Raw genomic sequence first — 19858 nt, forward strand, 5'->3', positions numbered from 1 at the left:
ATGAGTACTTTTCAGGAGTTGATAGATTTAACAGAGGAAATTTTGACTGGTTTTTAAGGTATGACTGGCATTATAACCAGTTATTTATTGTAGGTCTAATTTTTACTCAAAATTGACTTATTTAGACGCTATCATTTGATAGTATGGAGGTTAGGCTAACAATTATTATAGATAATAAAAAAGATTATTAGGATTCTGATAATTGATAAAGCTTGTATTATTACGGGATAATTCTGGCAACATCGCCCAAACATCTACACCAAATTCTTCTCTAATCGCCCTTGGATAAGAGACCTGACAGTTGTCATCATAATCAAATTAGTGAAAAATACACTGACAGCTTCCCCGAGATCTTCTATATCAGATTTTTTTCTGTTAATATTTTTTTTCTTTTCTCCGCAACAACAGGTCATCCAACTTTAAAGGCTCACCAAATTAGCGGCTTCGGTATCATTTTCAATTCTTGCAAAGTAATCACCTTGAGATAAGCGATCCTTTCTTCAAAGTCCTCAGAGGTTGGATGTTAAAACAGGTTGAAATTGTCCCATTTATTACTCTTTTCTTTTATTCCATTGGTTTTTTATCAGAAACCAATTAGCATAATTATCTCCTTCTTTATTCTTAAGGTTTGGATGAAAGATCAATATCTGAAGCATCTGTTCTGCTAATATGTTCATCAGTATAAGCGCAGTAACCTTTTTGCTCTTGAAACAAATAGTCTTTGATCTTTTTGTTGTGATTGGAGTTATTAGGTATATATTTTAAAGTCATCAGCTAAAATCGCCGAATCCTCTATTTTCTTAGCTTTTCTCATCAAAAGTATTTATCCCCTAACTGTGTTAATTCGCTAAGTAATTCACGTTTCCGTTGTGGTTCTGTTTCCACTTGCAATCTCTTTTTCAGATCAAGATATTGCTGATATGCCCTCTTTGCATAATCGTTATAAAAATCACCCTGAAAATCATTTCTCATATATCATTAGGATCATCACCAATAGGAGACTCACCTCTACGAACAGCTATTTTCCCATTTTTGTCATAATATAAATAAACCTCTCTGGTTCAAAAGATGCCGCAATAAAGGGAGAATGAGTAGCTGTGATGAATTGCGCATCTGGCGCAAAGTTTTTATAGTGGGAAAACAACTCTACCTGTAAATCAGGAAAAAGTGATCGTTCTGGCTCATCAATCAAAATGATTGAATCAGAAGTATCAAATTCAAATAATGGGAAAAAAGATAACAATAATCCTTTTGTTCCTGTACTCAAAGAAGAAATCGGGATGACATCGTCTTGAACTTTTGACTTAATTGGGATTAAGAAATCTGTATTATCAGGGTCAATTTCAAGATTCAATTTCTCCAATATTGGATTAAACAATTCAGAGAACGGCACGAGTGGATTTTTATTAATTATCGACCACTTCTGAATTTCCGCGTTTACCTTATTTAAATCCGTTATTTTCCCTTTCCTAATGAGTTCGGTAGCCATTTGCAAGAAATTTTTCCGATACTCTAAAATGCGTCTTAAAAGTTTAAACCAAATTCTTTCATCTACATCCTGCGTAAACTCATAAATATATCTGGATCCTATGTATCTTTTGGTTAAATCAAGGTCGCTTCCCTCTGATAGACCATTGATAATATTAAGGGGGCTTTGATTAAAAATCTGAATGGTTTTATCGGAGATAATTTCTGAACTGAAGTAAATCAATTTCAGATCCTCATTAATAAGACGTGCAACCGGTCCTCCTCCACTATTACCTATGTTATCAGGATGAATCTCCCTTTCCCCAAAACGAATACTATTATCATTTCTCAATAACAAATCCCCCTCCACTAGAGAAAATTCAGAGCTTCCGTTATATGTAAAAGGATGCAGAGTCCACAAACCATTATTAATCACCTCAGTTTGCGATAGTTGAAAAATCAGGTTTTTAATTAATTCCAGGAGACTTGTTTTTCCGGTAGCACTCTGTCCAATGAAGCATATTTTATCCAATGGCATGCCTGCTTTAGGATGCCCTTCAGGATATGTAAAGTCTAGATTAATATTCTCTAAATGTCTATATGACTCGATGTTGAGCTTTTTAATCTTCATATTTCAAAACTAGAATATAGTAGTCTTTGATTAAGATAAGATAAAAGATAATATCCTGAACATTGATTCCAGATTTTCGATGGGGCTTGAATTGAAGTTATATAAAACAAAAAAGTCTACAAACATAAAGCTTGTAGACTTTCTTCCGCTCCCCCTGCTGGACTTGAACCAGCGACCCTCTGATTAACAGTCAGATGCTCTAACCAACTGAGCTAAGGAGGAGTGTTTTCCCCGTTTCGGGATTGCAAAGATAGATATTTTCTTATTCTCGCCAAATCTTTTTCAAATTTTCCTTTAAAAATGATTTACTAAAATTAGAAAACGCTTGTCCAGTGCGGATTCCCGCGTATAAAAATTTATAAACTGTAAGTCCAGACGAGTCACCGGGAACTGTACGAAGGATTTTAACTCCTTCACAGCATGGCCCCGGGCGATTAAAGAATCCCTATGCTCTGCCGTAGTAAAAACCAGTGACGGCCCTGCAGGAATCGTATCATATCGCAGGAGACGGGCATCCAGATAATATTCCATCGCATAGGAGTTCACCCCATAAAAACCGATAGCTCCGCCTTTCAGCTCATTATTTGCATAGAAAGCTGCTGTACTTCCACTTTGATACCTGAGCACATCCGGATAGAACAGTCCATTCAGAAAAATTCAGCAGAAATCCTGCGATACAGGTACGAAAGAATACACGTGGCATTCCTTTCAACGGAAACCACACAAAAATGCCCGTTCCTATCACAATAAGCCCTACAGCCCAAAAATGAATTTCAGGCCTGTAAAGCGCCCATAAAGCGATAATAGCAACACCTATGATTCCCATCAGGATATGCTGTGTGATGCGAAACACTTTTTCCTTTACATCATCTACTATATACTTCGCCGTTAAAATGGCGAAGAAAGGAAAGATGATATTCAGATAGTGAGGTAACTGAAATTTTGACAAAGAGAAAAGCAGGAAAGTAGATAAAGCGGCGCTGATACAATAATACTCAGGAGCTGCTTTCCTTTTTCTGATAAAGTTGACTATGGCAACATACAGGAATATAGACCACGGGAGAAATGCCCATAACACTGTATGCAGGAAAAATGAAGGATCACCATGCCCTTTGATAGGCCCGTTATTCATGAAACGTCCGAACTGACTGTCCCAGAAAAAGAAACGGATACCGGATACGCCAGTCTGTCCGAAAACCATCTTTTCCGGATGTGCGTCAAACTGCTGATAAAGAGCATATAACTCTGGCGTGATAAAAATACCGATCAGCAACGCCACCACCAGCCAGCGCCAGTGAAAAAGCTCTTTCCATTGCCGGGTAAAGGTGTACTGACCAATAAATGCAAAGCCTATCGGTACCGATGCAAAAGGTCCTTTCGTCATCACCGCGCAGGCAGCAAATAAAGCACCGGGAAGCAATTGCCGTTTGTATAAATGATAGACACTGGCAATGATCAGTCCTGTCAGGTAAGGTTCTGCCCGTACATCCGTACTGGATATAACCAGATGTTCAGCTGACAAAAAGATGCATACCGCCCAGAGGGCTACTTTGTCACTATATACCAGCAGGTCTTTGGCAAACTTGTAAGTATAAACCACTCCCAGCATCAGAAATAAAAATGCCGGTAGCTTATAGGCAAAACTTGTAAATCCAAAAAGCAGATAGGAGAGAGCGGCCATCCAGAAAGGGAAATGCGGCTTATCCAGCCAGTCATGTCCGTCAGCCACCAGGTTCAGGTAGTCATGATGCTGTACCATGTGTTTGGCAATACCCGCATAAAGGGCGCCATCAGGTTCCATAATTGTAACGGGAAGACCGGTCATATGCATGAATATCAGCAGACCGATCATCATCCGGCAGACTTGTTTCTCTGAGATAGAATAGACTGTCATGCGCAAAAATTACAGCACTGCTGGCACTTCCGCAAAACAGAGGGGGCTTTTAATAGAAAATTAACAGGCTTACCAGCCGAAAAGGCTTGATTTCTCCAGACCAATATAAAGTCCGTCCGCCCGTTGCTCCAATGGATAGGTCTTGAGGTAAAACCCTTCCCCGCTGCTATTATAGCCGTTTTTAACACTAAAACGGTACCGGTGCAGGGGACAAACAACATTACCGGCATCATCCATAAAACCATCCGCCATAATGCCACTTGCATGAGGACATTTGTAGGCGAAGGCAAAGATCTGCTCTTCATATCTGGTATAGCAGATCTTTTTACCCTGGACCTCCAGGACGCCAATCTCACCTTCCCTTGCGTACAGGTCTGATAAACGATGCCAGTTGTATTGCTTTGCCATGCTAAGAATTAATAGAAATATTCGCTCTTATAAGGATAACGTACCCTGTACAGCTCCACTACCTTACTAAGGATAGTCGCCCGTAGTTCTTCAACATTTTTACGCTCCGTTGCAGAAATAAACACACAGTTACCCTGGGTTCTGGTCTGCCAGTTTTCTTTCAGCTGATTCAGAATATCCTGTTTGATATCTTCCGTCAGCCACTTGTCGAAGGTCTGTTCTTCATACAGGTCCATTTTGTTGAAGACCATGATAATCGGCTTATCAAAGGCCTTCAGTTCCTGCAAAGTACGATTTACCACCTCTACCTGATCTTCATATTGAGGATGTGAAACATCCACCACATGCAGCAGAATATCACTTTCTCTCACCTCATCCAGCGTCGATTTGAAGCTTTCAACCAGATGGTGGGGTAGTTTGCGGATAAACCCTACAGTATCGCTGAGCAGAAATGCGGTCTGATCAAACACCACCTTTCTGGTGGTCGTATCCAGTGTCGCAAACAGTTTGTTTTCAGCAAATACCTCGCTCTTACTCATCAGGTTCATTATGGTGCTTTTACCCACGTTGGTATATCCTACGAGGGCTACACGAATGTATTCACCACGATCCTTACGCTGGGTAAGTGATTGTTTATCAATCTCAGCCAGTCTTTTTCTGAGCAGGGCCACTTTTTCCTTGATGATACGACGGTCCGTCTCGATCTCCGTTTCACCGGGACCACGGCTACCGATACCACCTCCCTGTCTTTCCAGGTGACTCCACATACCCTTCAGACGAGGTAGAATATACTGGTACTGAGCCAGTTCTACCTGTACTTTCGCCTGCGCCGTACGGGCACGGCGGGCAAAGATGTCCAGAATAAGGTCACTACGGTCTATCACCTTCACATTCAGCACTTTCTCTATGTTAGCTATCTGAGAACCGGTCAGTTCATCGTCAAAAATGACCAGATTGATATTTCTTCCTGCAATGAAATCCCTGATCTCTTCCAGCTTACCCTTACCAACAAAGGTCGCCCTATCGGGACGCGCCAGTTTTTGGGTGAACTTTTTTACAGTTATAGCGCCAGCCGTCTCAGCGAGGAAAACCAGCTCGTCCAGATACTCCTGTACCTGACGGTCTGTCTGCTCCTTGTGGATCACGCCCACAATAACGGCCCGCTCTTCCTGTTGTACAACTTGTTTCTTTTCAATCAAAGTATATAAAAATTTACTGCAAAGGTATGGAATTAGTCCATAGCACTATTTTCCCTACTTTTAGCGTCCAAACAGAATCTGAACATGCATAAATCACTTTTGTTAACATCACTTTTTATATCAACTATGGCAGTGGCCCAGCAGAAAATGACGCCCGAGCTGCTCTGGCAATTGGGCCGGGTAAGCGGAGAGGCAATTACGGCAGACGGGAAGACAGTTATTTACGGCGTATCACGATACAATATCGCCGAAAACAAGAGCGATAAAGACCTCTTTGCCATCCCACTGGCAGGCGGAACCGCCACCCAGATCACCAAAGAACCGGGAGCCGAAGGAGAGGTGAGTGCCCTCAGCGGACAAAAAATCGCCTATGTTTTCAAAGGACAACGTTGGGAAATGAATGCGGATGGCTCCGGCGCAACTCAGATCACCAATGTAGAGGGAGGCCTGCAGAACATGCGCATTTCCCCCGATGGAAAGCATATCCTGTTCTCCAAAGAGGTGAAACTGAAAAAAATCAGCGGCAGCGACCATTATCCAGACCTGCCGAAATCCAATGTGCAGATCTATGATAACCTGAATTATCGCCACTGGGATACCTGGGAAGACGGTAACTTTCAACACATCTTCTTCGCCACTTATGAAAATGGTCAGGTCGGTACTCCTGTCGATATCATGGAAGGCGAACTGTATGATAGTCCGCAGATGCCTTTCGGCGGAGCCGAAGATGTAATCTGGAGCCCGGATGGTAAAAGCATCCTCTATGTGACCAAGAAGAAATTTGGTAAAGATTATGCTACCAGCACCAACACCAATGTTTATGAATACAATCTTGAAACCCATGCTACCAAAAACCTGTCCGAAGGACTGGCCGGTTACAATGTAGCACCTGCATTCAGCCCGGATGGTAAATACCTCGCGTGGCTCGGTATGGCAAAAGACGGTTTCGAAGCTGATAAAAATGATATCATCATACTGAACCGTACGACCGGCACCCGCTCCAATCTCACCAAAGACTGGGATGGCACCGTAGCCTCCATTTCCTGGAGCAAAGACAACAAACAACTCTTCTTCCTTGCTGTGGTAAAAGGTACCGAACAACTGCATGAGATCACCCTGCAGAAAGATGTAGCCGCTACCAACGCAAAACACATACGTCAGGTAACTGATGGTGAATTTGATATCAACGGCATCATCGGTCAGGCAGGCAATACCCTTGTTGTAAGCCGTACTGACATGAACCATGCAGCAGAACTCTTCACCGTACAGCTACCAAAAGGTACCCTTCAGCCGTTGACCACCGTCAACAAAGAGGTGTATGATAAAACCGGCATGTGTAAGGTGGAAAAACGCTGGATCAAGACGACAGATAATAAAGACATGCTGGCCTGGGTTATCTTCCCACCCGATTTCGACCCTGCAAAGAAATATCCAACCCTGTTATATTGCCAGGGTGGACCACAGTCTGCACTGTCCCAGTTCTATTCTTACCGTTGGAACTTCCAGCTGATGGCTTCTCAGGGATATATCGTTGTGGCACCTAACCGCCGCGGTATGCCAGGTCATGGTGTCGAATGGAACGCTGCTATCAGTAAGGACTGGGGCGGACAGCCAATCCGTGACTACCTGAGCGCTATTGACGCTGTAAGTCAGGAACCATATGTAGACAAAAGCCGTCTCGGTGCAGTAGGCGCCAGCTATGGTGGTTACTCCGTTTATATGCTGGCTGGTGTGCATAACAACCGCTTTAAATCATTTATTGCGCATGACGGTCTGTTTGACCTGAAAAGCTGGTATGGCACAACCGAAGAACTCTGGTTTGCCAACTGGGACATCGGGGCATATTGGGATCCGGCTAACGCGAAGGTCTATAAAGAATTCAATCCAAGCGAATATGCCAACAAATGGAATACACCTATCATGGTTATCCAGGGTGGTACCGACTTCCGTGTAGGCATCGAGCAGGGTTTACAGGCCTTCCAGCTGGCACAGCTAAAAGGTATCAAGAGCAAACTGCTCTACTTCCCTGAAGAAAATCACTGGGTGCTGAAAGCGCAAAATGCGCTGGTATGGCAACGTGAGTTCTTCCAGTGGCTGAAAGAAACACTTTAATCAATAAGCAGCCTTCAGCGCCGGCAAGCGGCGCTGAAGGCTGTCTGATCACTTTATATATAAATTCCCCAACGTTATGTTTACCTCTCTCTTGCTTAACATTCAGGATGGTGTTGCTACAATCACCCTTAATCGTCCGGATGTATACAACGCATTTAATGATCCGCTGAGCTATGAATTACAAGACGCACTCAAACAGGTAGAAAAAGATGCTGCCGTAAGGGTAGTAGTATTGACAGGCGCAGGCAAAGCCTTCTGTAGCGGTCAGGACCTCAAAGCTGCTATGAACGGTGAAAAGCGTAATCTCAGTGAGTCACTGCATAAACGCTATAACCCTATCATCAGGTCCATCCGTAATATGCCTAAACCTGTCATTTGTCAGCTGAATGGTGTGGCGGCGGGAGCAGGTTGCTCATTGGCACTGGCTTGCGACATGATCATTGCCAGCGAAAATGCATCAATGGTCGAGATCTTCATAAATATTGCACTGGTACTGGATTCCGGGTCATCCTACTTTCTCCCACGCACGGTCGGCTATCACAAGGCATTTGAACTGGCGACCAAAGCCAGTAAAATGACCGCCCTTGATGCACAACAGCTTGGTTTTATCAATAAAGTAGTTCCTGCTGAAGAGCTGGAAGCAACCGTAAAGGCAGAGGCAGCCTTTTATGCTAACGCACCTACGAAAACTATTGCCCTGCTAAAGAAAATGCTGACAAAAGGAATGACGGAAAACCTCGATGCAGTACTCGACTATGAAGCCTATTGCCAGGAAATTGCAGGTAATACCGCAGATAACACTGAAGGAGTACAGGCTTTTCTGGAGAAACGTAAACCTGTATTCAAAGGAGCCTGAGAATAAAATAGCTTATAAAATCAAAAGGGGCTGTCCGGCATACAGCAGACAGCCCCTTTTTAATATTATCAGCTCAGCTTATAAACCGCTCAGCATAAATCCGAAAGAATATGGATTTACATCGTAAGTACCATTCTCTTTAAATAAGCCGTTGATTGCATAAGTACCATACAGCGCGAAGTTACCATAACCCACTCTCGCTGTACCCGCAAAGCGCCATGTATTAAACTGACGTTTGCTGGCTTCCTTCTCAATCAGTTTAGATCCGGCAATATTTTCAACTGAACGGGTGTGTGCGTTCAGCAGGTTACCTATTTTCAGACCCAGACCTACTTTGAAACCATGATTGGCATTCTCAGGAACCTGACGATAACGTAGTTCCAACGGAATTTCCAGATAGGTGGTAGCTAATTTAAATTTGCTGTAAGCATCGGTTCCCTGGAAATCAGGAGTAGCAGATGTATTTCTCAGATCCAGACTCTGGTCTTTCAACATATAGTGATCAGACCCTATGCCCAAACCTGCTGCAAGACTGAAATTCGTTTTCTGCATCGGGAAATCATACATGAATGCAATATTGAGCTGGCGATTGAATCCAGTGTTAATATTGCTGGCTCCTGTTCCTGATAATCCAACATAACCTAACTGAATCACTAAGAAATCCTTGGAATGTGATGCTGCTCCCATGGCCTTATTAGCAACTGCATTCCTGGCATCCTGTGCAAAAACACCGAGAGAAGCCGCCATCAATCCGATCGAAAAGAATAATTTCTTCATGTTTAAGTATAAAGTCTTGAAAAAGAATATTAGGCAAATTTAATGGAATAGGAATAAAACCAAGGGTTAAAATATTTATAAAATATCAGGAGGAGAACTCTGTCAATTTTTCAGTCTTTCATGATTGGAATATAATACATATCTTTTCGCATAATATATTATACCCTATGGAAGAGTACAATGACATCCCGTATCAGCATTCTAATGGCTGTTCCCGATGTAATTCACCTGAATATGAGCCTGGCTATCCCTTCAGGTTATGCAAAGCATGCCGAAAGAAACTATCCAGATACCCGGTTAAAAAAGAAATCATTTGGGCCGCAATAGGTATAGGCGTTATACTGATCGTATCCATCTTTCGCCTTCCAGGCTATTTCAAGGCCGGCGTTGGATATATGAAAGGAAAAAAACTGGCGGAAGAACACAAATATGTGAGCGCTGAGAAATGTTTTAAAGCCACCCTGAAAGAATTCCCCGACCATACTGGAGCCATGTTAAACCTGATCATAGCTTCTTACTTTAATGAGAATGAAGCTCAGGCGGATAGCCTTCTTGCGCTGGCTGGAGGGAAGACTATCCCTTCCGACGATGAAGACCTGCAGGCAATGCTCAACATCATTAATGAGCATCTATCCCAGTCCGACATACAGGATACGCTTGTGGCCAGAATGTTGGCCGACATTGCGGAAGATACGGCCGCCTATCGCGCAAAACTCGATTCTTATGTAGTGGCTGCCCCTTATGACCTTGCCGCCAAAACTGCATTAGCCTATACCTATGCAGAACTTAAAAATTATACGCTCGCTGATAGCCTTTCTGCACAGGTTATTCATGAAGCCCCTTTACTGAGGGCCGCATATTATGAAAGACTCAGTGCTTTAAGAGATCTAAAAAGATATAAAGAAGGATTACAGCTGGCGGAAGACCTGCTGTCTCAAAATACTGAGTCCATTCAGGCCTTAATGACGCTTACCTCTTTTCAATTAAGATTAAACATGGATAAGCAGGCCCTCATCACAATAAAACAAGCGGCTGCCCTTGCACCGGAAGACAATAGTGTATTGTTTATGACGGCACTTGCCTGTCATTACAACCACCAGCAAAATGAATCTGATCGTATTCTGACTAAACTCAGAAACCGGCCGGATGCGGACACAGGCAGCATTGCGCTCCTTCAGAACTTCATTACTGATAAAGTTTCCTACAAAAATTAAATAACACTGAGATGTTCATACCAGGTCCCTTTCTGGCACTCGTTACCTTTCCCGGAGTCATCGTACACGAATTCGCTCACCAGCTTTTCTGTCGCATATTTGGCGTGGCAATCTTTGAAGTAAAGTATTTTCAGATGGCCAATCCGGTAGGGTATGTAAAACACGAACCTGTGCGCAACCCTGTTCATCAACTGCTAATCGGTACCGGTCCATTTATTATCAATACTCTCATTGCGCTGCTGATTGCATTCCCGGCAGCTATTCCTGTTTTTATGTTCAGCGAAGGTACCATCCTTGATTACCTGCTGCTTTATCTGGGTTTATCAATTGGTATGCATGCATTCCCAAGTACAGGAGATGCAAATGTTTTGTGGCAGACCTTATGGCACGGAGAACAAGTGCCCATCTGGTTGAAAATTATTACAGTGCCTATTGTTGGGCTGATCTATCTGGGTGCTATAGGCTCCTTCTTCTGGCTGGACCTGATCTACGGAATGGGTGTTGCATTCGGACTACCGATCCTCATCGTCAAATTTTTTGCATAAAACAAAGAAGGCATCCGCTAACGACGGATGCCTTCTTTGTTTAGATATAATATGCTTTACTAACTGAAGAGGTACAATACATCCTCTTTCGTCAGTTTTTTCACAAATCCGGAATCATCAGCGATGATCTCTTTTACCAATGATTTCTTACGCTCCTGTAACTGCAGGATCTTCTCCTCAACCGTATCCTTACAAATCATTCTGTAGGCAAAGATGTTCTTCGTCTGACCAATACGGTGGGTACGGTCAATCGCCTGTTGCTCTACAGCCGGGTTCCACCATGGATCAACGATGTATACATAGTCAGCCGCTGTCAGGTTAAGACCCACACCACCCGCTTTCAATGAGATCAGGAACACCCTGCAATCATCATTTGTCTGGAAATTCTGAATCGCACGCTCACGCTCAGTAGCGGAAGTACTACCATCAAAATATTCAAACGGTACCTTCATATGCTGGAGCTTCTCACGGATCAGTCCCAGCATGCCCAGGAACTGGGAGAAGATCAACACCTTATGGTTACTGATATTCTCACTCATCTCACGGGTCAGTTCATGCAGCTTCACAGAATGATTCGGATATTGTTCCGCTTCATTCAGGATAGCCGGAGAGTCACAGATCTGACGCAGTTTCATCAGACCCTGAAGAATCGTCAGCTGTGAACGTTCCATACCCTGATCTTCAATAACACCCAGAATCTTGGAGCGGTAAGAGTTACGATATGCATCATAGATATGCCGCTGCTCGGCATCCATCTCACAGAATATCACCGTTTCAATCTTCTCAGGCAGCTCTTTTGCCACTTGTTCTTTTGTACGGCGGAGGATGAATGGATAGATCAGCTTACGCAAATGGTCCTTACGTTCTTCATCCTGAAATTTGTCTATCGGAGTAGCAAATTCATTACGGAAGAAGTCCACGCTACCCAGCATACCCGGGTTCAGGAAGTTCATCTGCGCGTAGATATCAAATGTATTATTCTGCATTGGCGTACCACTCAATGCCAGTTTGTTTCTGGTATTCAGTAATTGCGCCGCTTTGGTTACTTTACTCTGTGGGTTTTTGATCGCCTGAGATTCATCCAATACTACATAATCCAGATCCAATTTCATTAGTGTCTGTACATCACTGCGCAGCGTACCATATGTGGTGATCAGGATATCAAATTTCATCAGTTCTTCCGCTGTTTTCAGACGGGTAGGACCATGATGAATATGATAGGTCATACTTGGTGTAAACTTGCGGATCTCATTTTCCCAGTTATAGATCAGCGTCGTAGGACATACTACCAGTGCCAGACATTTATCATCATGCTTGTTCTTATAGTGCTGGATGAATGTCAGCGCCTGAATGGTCTTACCAAGACCCATATCATCGGCAAGGATACCACCCCACTTCACTTCGTCAAGGTAGTTCAGCCACTGGAAACCGCTTTCCTGATAAGGACGCAATGTAGCATGCAGGTTATGCGGCAGCTGTATATTACGGATCTCGTCAAACTGCAGGAGTTTACGACGCTTCTGTTCCAGCTCCATTAATACCGCCTCATCATCAATGAACTCGTATAGCTCATCGATCACACTGAAGTTATACTTACTCAGCTTCAGCGCACCTTTATCTTTTTCTTCCCCGATTTTGAACAACAGGGAGTATTTCTTCAGCCATTCTTCCGGCAACAGACCCAATGAACCGTCAGCCAGTTGTACATAGTTCTGTTTACCTGCCAGTGCCTGCTTAATCTCTCTGATACTTACTTTCTGATCGCCATAAATCACTTCAATCTGCGCATCAAACCAGTCAATACCGGAGCTGATCTGCAGATTAGTAACAGGTTTATGGGCACTGAATTTGAAGTTTTTCAGGTTCTCAAAACCGAATACACGCACATTCATTTCCTTCAGAGTATCAAAGAAGAGGAAGAACCAGTTGTTCTTCAGCGCTTCTTTTGCCTTCAGATAGAAATAGTTGTTAGTATTAGGCTGTGAGAAGTTGGTATGCAGAGCGCTCAGCTTTTCTACGAATTGCTGTTCAGCTTCCTTATTTCTGTGGATGATCAGAACTTTATTACCTTCCTGAACCGTGATCTTGCCGTCATCATTCCATTCCACTTCCTGACCATGGTAAGCAAATCCCGGTTGGATAATAAATGTCTCACCCACCTCACGCAGGAAAACCCTACATTCTGGTAATATATCATCTACTTCTGCCAGCAGCGAATTATCAAACTGTATCTGATACTGTTTGCTCAGCGGTAAGAGGTAGTCTTGTAAGTAAGTGCTCCACTGATCTGCAGGAATACGGATTTTCCCGCTTTCGCGGAATAATTCAATATGCAGTGCATCCTGTGGATTTTCGAAAAGGTACAACACCTTGTTCTTCAGGAACAGGATGGAGCTATCCCATTCATTTTCAGACACATTCACCAGTTCTCCTTCTATCTCCAGATGACAGGTCACCTCAATCGCATCATTCAGGGTGTGCGTTTTAAACACAGGCTGTAACCGGTCTCCTGCAAGATGTATCTGCTGAAGATTTTTAGTCTTGAACTGCTGTCTGTTAGGAAGGAGGAATAACAAACCATGCGCTGCCATCTGCGGAAACAGTTTAGCCAGTTTCGGATGCAGATATTCCAGCATCAGTTCCTTGGTCTCTGTTGGCAGGTCTGATTCGTTATGATCATGCGTGATATTTTCCCAGATACCCGCAAAAGGTGAGTTCTTACTCAGGAATTTGCTGACTTCCATACCCTGTACTTTACGCACAGGTGTGATCAGGTCACGGTCAGCTTCCTTGTATAAATAGAAGTCAACATACTTGGTAAGATCCAGTTTGTTGACCAATGATACAAATTCACGTTGTTCATCATTGACCTCGCCACTTACCAGATCGATCCGGAAGAAAGGATATAATGGTTCGTTAGCGTTGAATACCACACCGATACGCTGGGTGATAGTATTCGTTTCCTCTGTAGGTGGGGGAGGAGCCGCTGCTGCTGCCTGTCTGCTCGTAGCCACACCATCCACTCGTTTGATAGCAGGATCTAATACACGCAGATAGGGTTTCCCCTCCATGTAGGTGAAAGTAAATTTCCCCTCCAGATTATCATCCAGCGAATAACCGTACAAGGCAAGCAGCTTATTCTTTTCCTTGTCCCAGTTGCGCAGGGTATCAAAATAATAAGGTCCGTGATTATTTAGAAGATTGAGGAACAGGGCTGTCTTATGCTTACAAAGCGCATGCTCTGTTTCATCACAGTTACAGGCGGTATCGAAGAAACGTTCTTCATTCCGCTGTATGATCATCGGATATTCCTGTCCTTCGTACTTAAGTGTAGCTTCAACTTTCTCATCCTTGGCGGATGCGACCTTAATCGCTTTAGCCGGTTTGGCCATTTTCTCTGCTTCTGCAAATATTTCATTGGAAGTCAGTAGCTTAAGCGATTTCAGATCAATAAACTTCATCTTCACCAGCGTATGTTGCTGGTTATATTGTGTATCGTAGCTTTCAAAATGATTTTTATCCAGCATTTCCTGCAACTGGAACATAGCTGCGGCTTCATGCCGGCAGATGTCTCCCAGGTTATAAGGACACTGGCAACGGACGGACATATTGCTCGTCTCGTGATACTTGCTGATTGAAACGCGATAATAATTCGCATGGGTATCGCTCTTTACCCGGAAAGTGGCTGATTTCAAAACCGGATCAGCTTCCAACAACTCCACACCACCAGTCGCAAAGATGCGCTTCCCCCTACGGATTACCTCATCGGTTCCGTTATTATAAACGTATTTAAGCAACTGGGGCAGCGACATAGTTCCTCAAATTGCCCGGTTTATTTACCAGCCTGGGTTAAACGCTAAAATATTTAGCAGCTGATGAAAAGGCAATTCACAAAAGTACGCAGAAAAATCCTAAAAAGCTACAGCTTGAGTAGTGTCTACACTACATCGCATCACTTCCAGAAACAAACACTTTAAGAAAAGAAATTATCTTGCAGCTATTCCGCGGCAACAAGCTCTCCATTCCGGTAGATAGGCAGCACATTGGCGCCATCCGGGGTCAGACAGTACCGGATATCTTTCTCCAGACCGAATTTTGCGAGACGTTTGTAGTGGGATGCCTGCTTCATTACTTCGTGGATATTGTCTTTTGAAGTAATGTAAAGTGCCTCTGCTGCAACAGCAGAATCACAATCCACCGTAAAATGCTCCCTGATACGATTTACTACCGCTCCGGCAAATAAAGTATCCTCCATGTTGACGCGATCCTTCCAGGCAGCGCAACCAAGAATAACTGGTTTGCCCTGAGCTATCAGGTAATCACAAACGGCAGATATGTTAGGAAAGGAACCGGTGATGATCGCAATGGCGTCTTTGGCCATATGCAACAGCTTGGTACCATTTGTAGTAGTCAGTACCAGCGTTTTGTCCTGTATAAATTCTCTGGGGTATTCAAAAGGGGAGTTCCCGTGCAGCAAACCTTCTGCTATCTTTCCGTCTCTTTCTCCTGCAGTAATGGCATTTTCACCCAGCTGTTCACCAATGCTGACACATTCGGGTACAGTTGCTACCGGTATCACACGGCTGGCGCCATTATACAATACGGTACAAATAGTAGACGTAGCTCTCAATACGTCAATGATCACCACAATACTATTCTTCACATCATACAAATGCAATAAAGCCGGTGATAAACACACTTCCAGTCCTGGTTTCTGCTCTCCCATTTCATTCAATTAGGAATTAGGAATTAAAAATTAAGAATTTGGACACAACGGCCCCGATTCTTAATTCCTAATTCCTAATTGTATATTAATCTAATATTACTCTCCACTTTTCAGTCTCCGCATAATCTTTTATTACGCTGTTCCGTAGTCTCAGCAGCTCGGTCATATATTTGTTCAGGTAAAACCTTTCAAATAATCTTCCCATCCAGCCGTACGGAGTGCCAAATTCCATGATGTCAATTGCTACTGTGCCATTCCCTATTGCCTTGAAATGATGCTCATGTTTCATATAGGTAAAATCCCCTGCCACCATTTCATCACAGAAATAGTCTGTTTTACGCATTTCCGTGATACGGGTGGTCAGCCGCCGCAACTTACCCAGATGCTTAGCCTGCCAGGTTACCGTTTCATCCTGCTCTATCAGTCCGTTTGTACGGCCATGTATAGCGTCTTCCTGCATATGCGCCATACTGCGCTTATGCAATGTAATGCTCCGGCTCAGGTCAAAGACCCGCTCCAGGGGAGCATAAATTACGGTTGTGACATGAATTGTCGGCATAGAATAGATATGGTTTTTTGCAATTTAGCCAACTTAACTCAAAAATGGCACCTTCACAACTTTGGCTTTCAGTAATTTATCCCTTACGGCAATAAAAATCTCTGAATCCTGGGCCGCAAACTCAGTTTTTACGTATCCCAGACCAATCGCCTTCTGCATAGAAGGAGCCTGTGTACCAGAAGTTACCTTACCAATTACCTGACCTGCAGCATCCTTGATTTCGTAATCGTGACGCGGAATACCTTTGTCAACCATTTCAAAACCAACCAGTTTGCGGGTTACGCCTGCTGTTTTCTGCTGCTCAAATTTATCGCGGGAAGTAAAGTCTTTGGTAAATTTAGTGATCCAGCCCAGACCAGCCTCCATCGGAGAAGTAGTATCATCGATGTCGTTACCGTACAGGCAGAAACCCATTTCAAGACGCAGCGTATCGCGGGCACCCAGACCGATAGGCTTCAGCCCCTTAGGACCGCCTACCTCAAAAATAGCATCCCAGATCTTTTCAGCCGCACCATCTTTATCTTCAAAATAGATCTCGATACCACCAGCACCGGTATAACCAGTAGCACTGATCACCACATTTGGTACGCCTGCAAATTCGCCCTTAGCGAATGTGTAATATTTCAGGTTCACCAGTTCCACAGTAGTCAGCGGTTGTAAAATGCTTGCAGCATTCGGGCCCTGAATAGCTAACAGACAGGTTTTTTCAGAAATATCGTGCATTTCCACACCCTTTGTATTGAACTTGCTGATCCAGTTCCAGTCCTTTTCTATATTGCTCGCATTTACTACCAGCATATATACTTTGTTCTCTTCAATACAATATACCAGCAAATCATCCACAATACCCCCCTCATCATTAGGTAAACAGCTGTATTGCGCTTTACCAGCCGTCAGCTTTGAAGCATCATTGCTTGTTACCCGCTGGATAAGGTCCAGCGCATTCTCTCCCTTCAGGATGAACTCACCCATATGGCTTACATCAAACACCCCTGCATTATTCCTGACTGCCAGGTGTTCTTCATTAATACCAGTGTAGGAAATAGGCATATTATACCCTGCAAAAGGAGCCATCTTAGCGCCCAGCGCTATGTGTTTGTGTGTAAATGGTGTGTTCTTCATAAATAAACTAATGATCGGTTCTGTTTTGGGTATGCTTTTAGGTTCAAGTTTTGTTTAAGCCCCGCAAAAATAGGTTGATTTTCCAAATTCGATGGCTAAATAGTGTTTTTGGTGCAATAATTGCCTCCCCGTAAGCAGTGCATTGCCGGTAAATCAAGGCGTTCGTTGCTAACCAGCTACTTAGATACGTATCTTTGCAAATGAAACCAGGTCTGCCGGCACTATCCGTGGACTTTAAAAAATCAACAACTGTGAAGCACACCACATGCCTGTTGGCACTGTTATTACCCTTTACTACGCAACTTAACGCCCAAAAAAAGGCCGATCGTAAAACATTAGGCAACTTACAAACACATATCACCTATCTCGCCAGCGATAAACTGGAAGGACGCCGTACAGGTACTCCCGGCGAACAACTGGCAGCTGAATATATCGCCAGTCAGATGAAACTGGCCGGTCTGACACCCGCCGGAGACAGTGGTTATCTCCAGACCTTTTTAGTAAGCGAAGGCAAACTGATTGCCACCTCTTCCCATCTGACCGTCAACAGATCCACCCTAACGCCCGGCGAACAGTTCATACCCATGCCCTTCAGCGCACAAAAGAGCGCTAAAGGAGATGTACTCCCGGACGTGAATGAACCAGACAACATCTGGCTCTTCAACGTAAAAGATTTTGAGATGTCTCCACACGCCGATCCACTGGAGATATACAGACAAAACGCAAGAGAAGCAGCCAAAGCAGGCGCTACCGGTGTGATATTTTATAATGGCACCGAGACTCCCAAAGATGTACAGAAATGGTTGTCCGTCCCTGTTGAACCATTGAAAATACCTGTAATATGGGTCAACAGTGAAATCAGCAAAGTGCTGGACGATGCCGAAGATCTCAGGATAGATATGCAGGTGGATTTTGCCTCCGGCAGACGTACAGGTACAAACGTTGTCGGACATATAGATAACAAAGCCGCCAATACCATCGTCATCGGTGCGCATTTCGATCATCTGGGTCATGGCGAAGACCATAACTCCATGGCACCCAATGATCAGACTATTCACCATGGAGCTGACGACAATGCCAGTGGCACTGCCGCGCTCCTGGAACTGGCCAGACAACTGAAAGCATCTAAACTACAGAAATACAACTACTTGTTTGTAGCCTTCTCAGGCGAAGAACTCGGTCTTTTCGGATCTAAATATTTCACAGAACACAGTTCTATACCAATATCTTCCTTCAATTACATGATCAACATGGATATGATCGGGAGACTGGACCCCGCCAAAGGACTGGAAGTAGGAGGGATAGGCACCTCACCGGCATGGCCGGCACTGCTGCAGCAAACCATTCCTGCAAGCGTCCGTACTACCTACGATTCTTCTGGTACCGGCCCGTCTGACCATACTTCTTTCTATCTCAAAAATGTACCCGTGCTGTTCTTCTTTACCGGTACACACAGCGACTACCATAAACCTTCGGATGAAGCGACCAAAATCAATTACGATGGAGAGCTCACCGTCCTGAAAGTAGTATATGAGCTGGTAGAAAAAACGAACGGCATGGAGAAACTGGCATTTACCAAAACCCGTGATAAACAAACGTCCACCAGTGCGCGTTTTACTGTTACGCTGGGTATCATGCCGGACTATACCTGGCAGAAACCGGGGGTAAGAGTTGATGGCGTATCAGATAACAAACCCGCCAGTAAAGCAGGTATACTTGCCAATGATGTGATAGTCGGACTGGGCACACACACAATTGTCAATCTGGAAGATTATATGCAGGCATTGTCTGACTTCAAAAAAGGAGACAAAACCACCGTAAAAGTCAGGAGGGAAGACAGTGAAAAAGTATTTGATATCCAATTCTGACCGTTTTATAATATCTTGCATCCCTTAATATCGTTGTATGAAGCCTGTTTTGTTCATATTGGGTCTGGCAGTATTTAGCTTTTCGTGTAATCAGACACGTACGCGTGAAGAAAATAATGATGAAACCAAACTCGATGTGATTACAGAAAAATGCTACGTTGTACGCGAAGTAAAACCTGTCACCGGCACCCCGGAGACAGACTCGATACTGGTGCGTAAACAACAGCTGGTATCCTATCTGGAACGTCATGGCTTTGTTCGTCACGTAGCAGATAAAGAGGTACTGCAATTCCGCAGGAATAACAGACAGCAGGTGACTATCGATATGCCGGAACCAACAACCCCGGCAGCAGCAAATGTGATCATCATTTTCGACCCGATGAAAAATCCCCTGTTCCTTAATTTAAAAAGAGACACAACACAGGTGGAACACTATATTAATATGTAGGTTTTTATGCCGGGCTACTATCACCGGCGATA

At 43.8% G+C, this 19858-nt stretch carries 15 protein-coding genes and 1 tRNA gene; 6 read left to right on the top strand and 10 right to left on the bottom strand.

Features of this window, described 5'->3' with window-relative positions:
* Positions 1–1018 precede the first annotated feature (1018 nt).
* The 5 genes from FEF09_RS00005 to hflX form a co-directional block, all read right to left on the bottom strand.
* On the bottom strand, positions 1019–2098 hold the full coding sequence (locus FEF09_RS00005) for an ATP-binding protein (protein ID WP_146302690.1): 1080 nt from the start codon (positions 2096–2098) through the stop codon (positions 1019–1021).
* Between the two features lie 148 nt (positions 2099–2246).
* Positions 2247–2320, bottom strand: a tRNA-Asn gene (locus tag FEF09_RS00010).
* A gap of 358 nt (positions 2321–2678) precedes the next feature.
* Entirely contained in the window at positions 2679–3992 is a 1314-nt protein-coding gene (locus FEF09_RS00015) for an ArnT family glycosyltransferase (protein WP_222596899.1), read from the bottom strand.
* A gap of 69 nt (positions 3993–4061) precedes the next feature.
* The gene (locus tag FEF09_RS00020; RefSeq protein WP_146302692.1) at positions 4062–4400 is read right to left on the bottom strand and encodes a Rieske (2Fe-2S) protein; all 339 of its coding nucleotides are present in this window, start codon (positions 4398–4400) and stop codon (positions 4062–4064) included.
* 8 nt (positions 4401–4408) lie between these two features.
* Positions 4409–5599: a GTPase HflX gene (hflX, locus tag FEF09_RS00025; RefSeq protein ID WP_146302694.1), complete on the bottom strand. Its 1191-nt coding sequence runs from the start codon at positions 5597–5599 to the stop codon at positions 4409–4411.
* Between the two features lie 126 nt (positions 5600–5725).
* Here hflX and FEF09_RS00030 point away from each other — a divergent pair, with 126 nt between their 5' ends.
* On the top strand, positions 5726–7711 hold the full coding sequence (locus FEF09_RS00030; RefSeq protein WP_261387266.1) for a prolyl oligopeptidase family serine peptidase: 1986 nt from the start codon (positions 5726–5728) through the stop codon (positions 7709–7711).
* A 76-nt stretch (positions 7712–7787) separates the two neighbouring features.
* Positions 7788–8567 (top strand): enoyl-CoA hydratase-related protein, encoded by a 780-nt coding sequence (locus tag FEF09_RS00035; RefSeq protein ID WP_146302698.1) that lies wholly within the window; start codon positions 7788–7790, stop codon positions 8565–8567.
* 78 nt (positions 8568–8645) lie between these two features.
* Here the strand turns inward: FEF09_RS00035 and FEF09_RS00040 are convergent, their stop codons facing one another.
* Entirely contained in the window at positions 8646–9344 is a 699-nt protein-coding gene (locus FEF09_RS00040; RefSeq protein ID WP_146302700.1) for an outer membrane beta-barrel protein, read from the bottom strand.
* Positions 9345–9739: 395 nt separating this feature from the next.
* Between FEF09_RS00040 and FEF09_RS00045 the strand changes: the two genes are divergently transcribed.
* Complete coding sequence (locus tag FEF09_RS00045; protein ID WP_146302702.1) at positions 9740–10558, top strand: hypothetical protein; 819 nt, start codon at positions 9740–9742, stop codon at positions 10556–10558.
* 11 nt (positions 10559–10569) lie between these two features.
* A complete protein-coding gene (locus tag FEF09_RS00050) occupies positions 10570–11103 on the top strand; it encodes a metalloprotease family protein (protein ID WP_146302703.1) in 534 nt (177 codons plus the stop codon).
* Between the two features lie 59 nt (positions 11104–11162).
* Here the strand turns inward: FEF09_RS00050 and FEF09_RS00055 are convergent, their stop codons facing one another.
* The 4 genes from FEF09_RS00055 to gcvT all read right to left on the bottom strand — a co-directional run bounded on the left by FEF09_RS00055 (position 11163) and on the right by gcvT (position 17510).
* Positions 11163–14915 carry a DEAD/DEAH box helicase gene (locus FEF09_RS00055; RefSeq protein ID WP_146302704.1) on the bottom strand — a complete coding sequence of 1251 codons (3753 nt, stop codon included), beginning with the start codon at positions 14913–14915 and terminating at the stop codon, positions 11163–11165.
* A gap of 185 nt (positions 14916–15100) precedes the next feature.
* Positions 15101–15829 (bottom strand): 2-phosphosulfolactate phosphatase, encoded by a 729-nt coding sequence (locus FEF09_RS00060; RefSeq protein ID WP_146302705.1) that lies wholly within the window; start codon positions 15827–15829, stop codon positions 15101–15103.
* 85 nt (positions 15830–15914) lie between these two features.
* Positions 15915–16388: an SRPBCC family protein gene (locus FEF09_RS00065; protein WP_146302706.1), complete on the bottom strand. Its 474-nt coding sequence runs from the start codon at positions 16386–16388 to the stop codon at positions 15915–15917.
* Positions 16389–16421: 33 nt separating this feature from the next.
* On the bottom strand, positions 16422–17510 hold the full coding sequence (gcvT, locus tag FEF09_RS00070) for a glycine cleavage system aminomethyltransferase GcvT (RefSeq protein WP_146302707.1): 1089 nt from the start codon (positions 17508–17510) through the stop codon (positions 16422–16424).
* A 251-nt stretch (positions 17511–17761) separates the two neighbouring features.
* Here gcvT and FEF09_RS00075 point away from each other — a divergent pair, with 251 nt between their 5' ends.
* Together FEF09_RS00075 and FEF09_RS00080 are read left to right on the top strand one after the other, a co-directional pair.
* On the top strand, positions 17762–19378 hold the full coding sequence (locus FEF09_RS00075; protein ID WP_146302708.1) for a M20/M25/M40 family metallo-hydrolase: 1617 nt from the start codon (positions 17762–17764) through the stop codon (positions 19376–19378).
* A gap of 37 nt (positions 19379–19415) precedes the next feature.
* Positions 19416–19826: a hypothetical protein gene (locus tag FEF09_RS00080; RefSeq protein WP_146302709.1), complete on the top strand. Its 411-nt coding sequence runs from the start codon at positions 19416–19418 to the stop codon at positions 19824–19826.
* The last annotated feature ends 32 nt before the right edge of the window (positions 19827–19858 follow it).

The sequence above is a fragment of the Chitinophaga pinensis genome (assembly GCF_007896845.1).
Classification (GTDB): domain Bacteria; phylum Bacteroidota; class Bacteroidia; order Chitinophagales; family Chitinophagaceae; genus Chitinophaga; species Chitinophaga pinensis_C.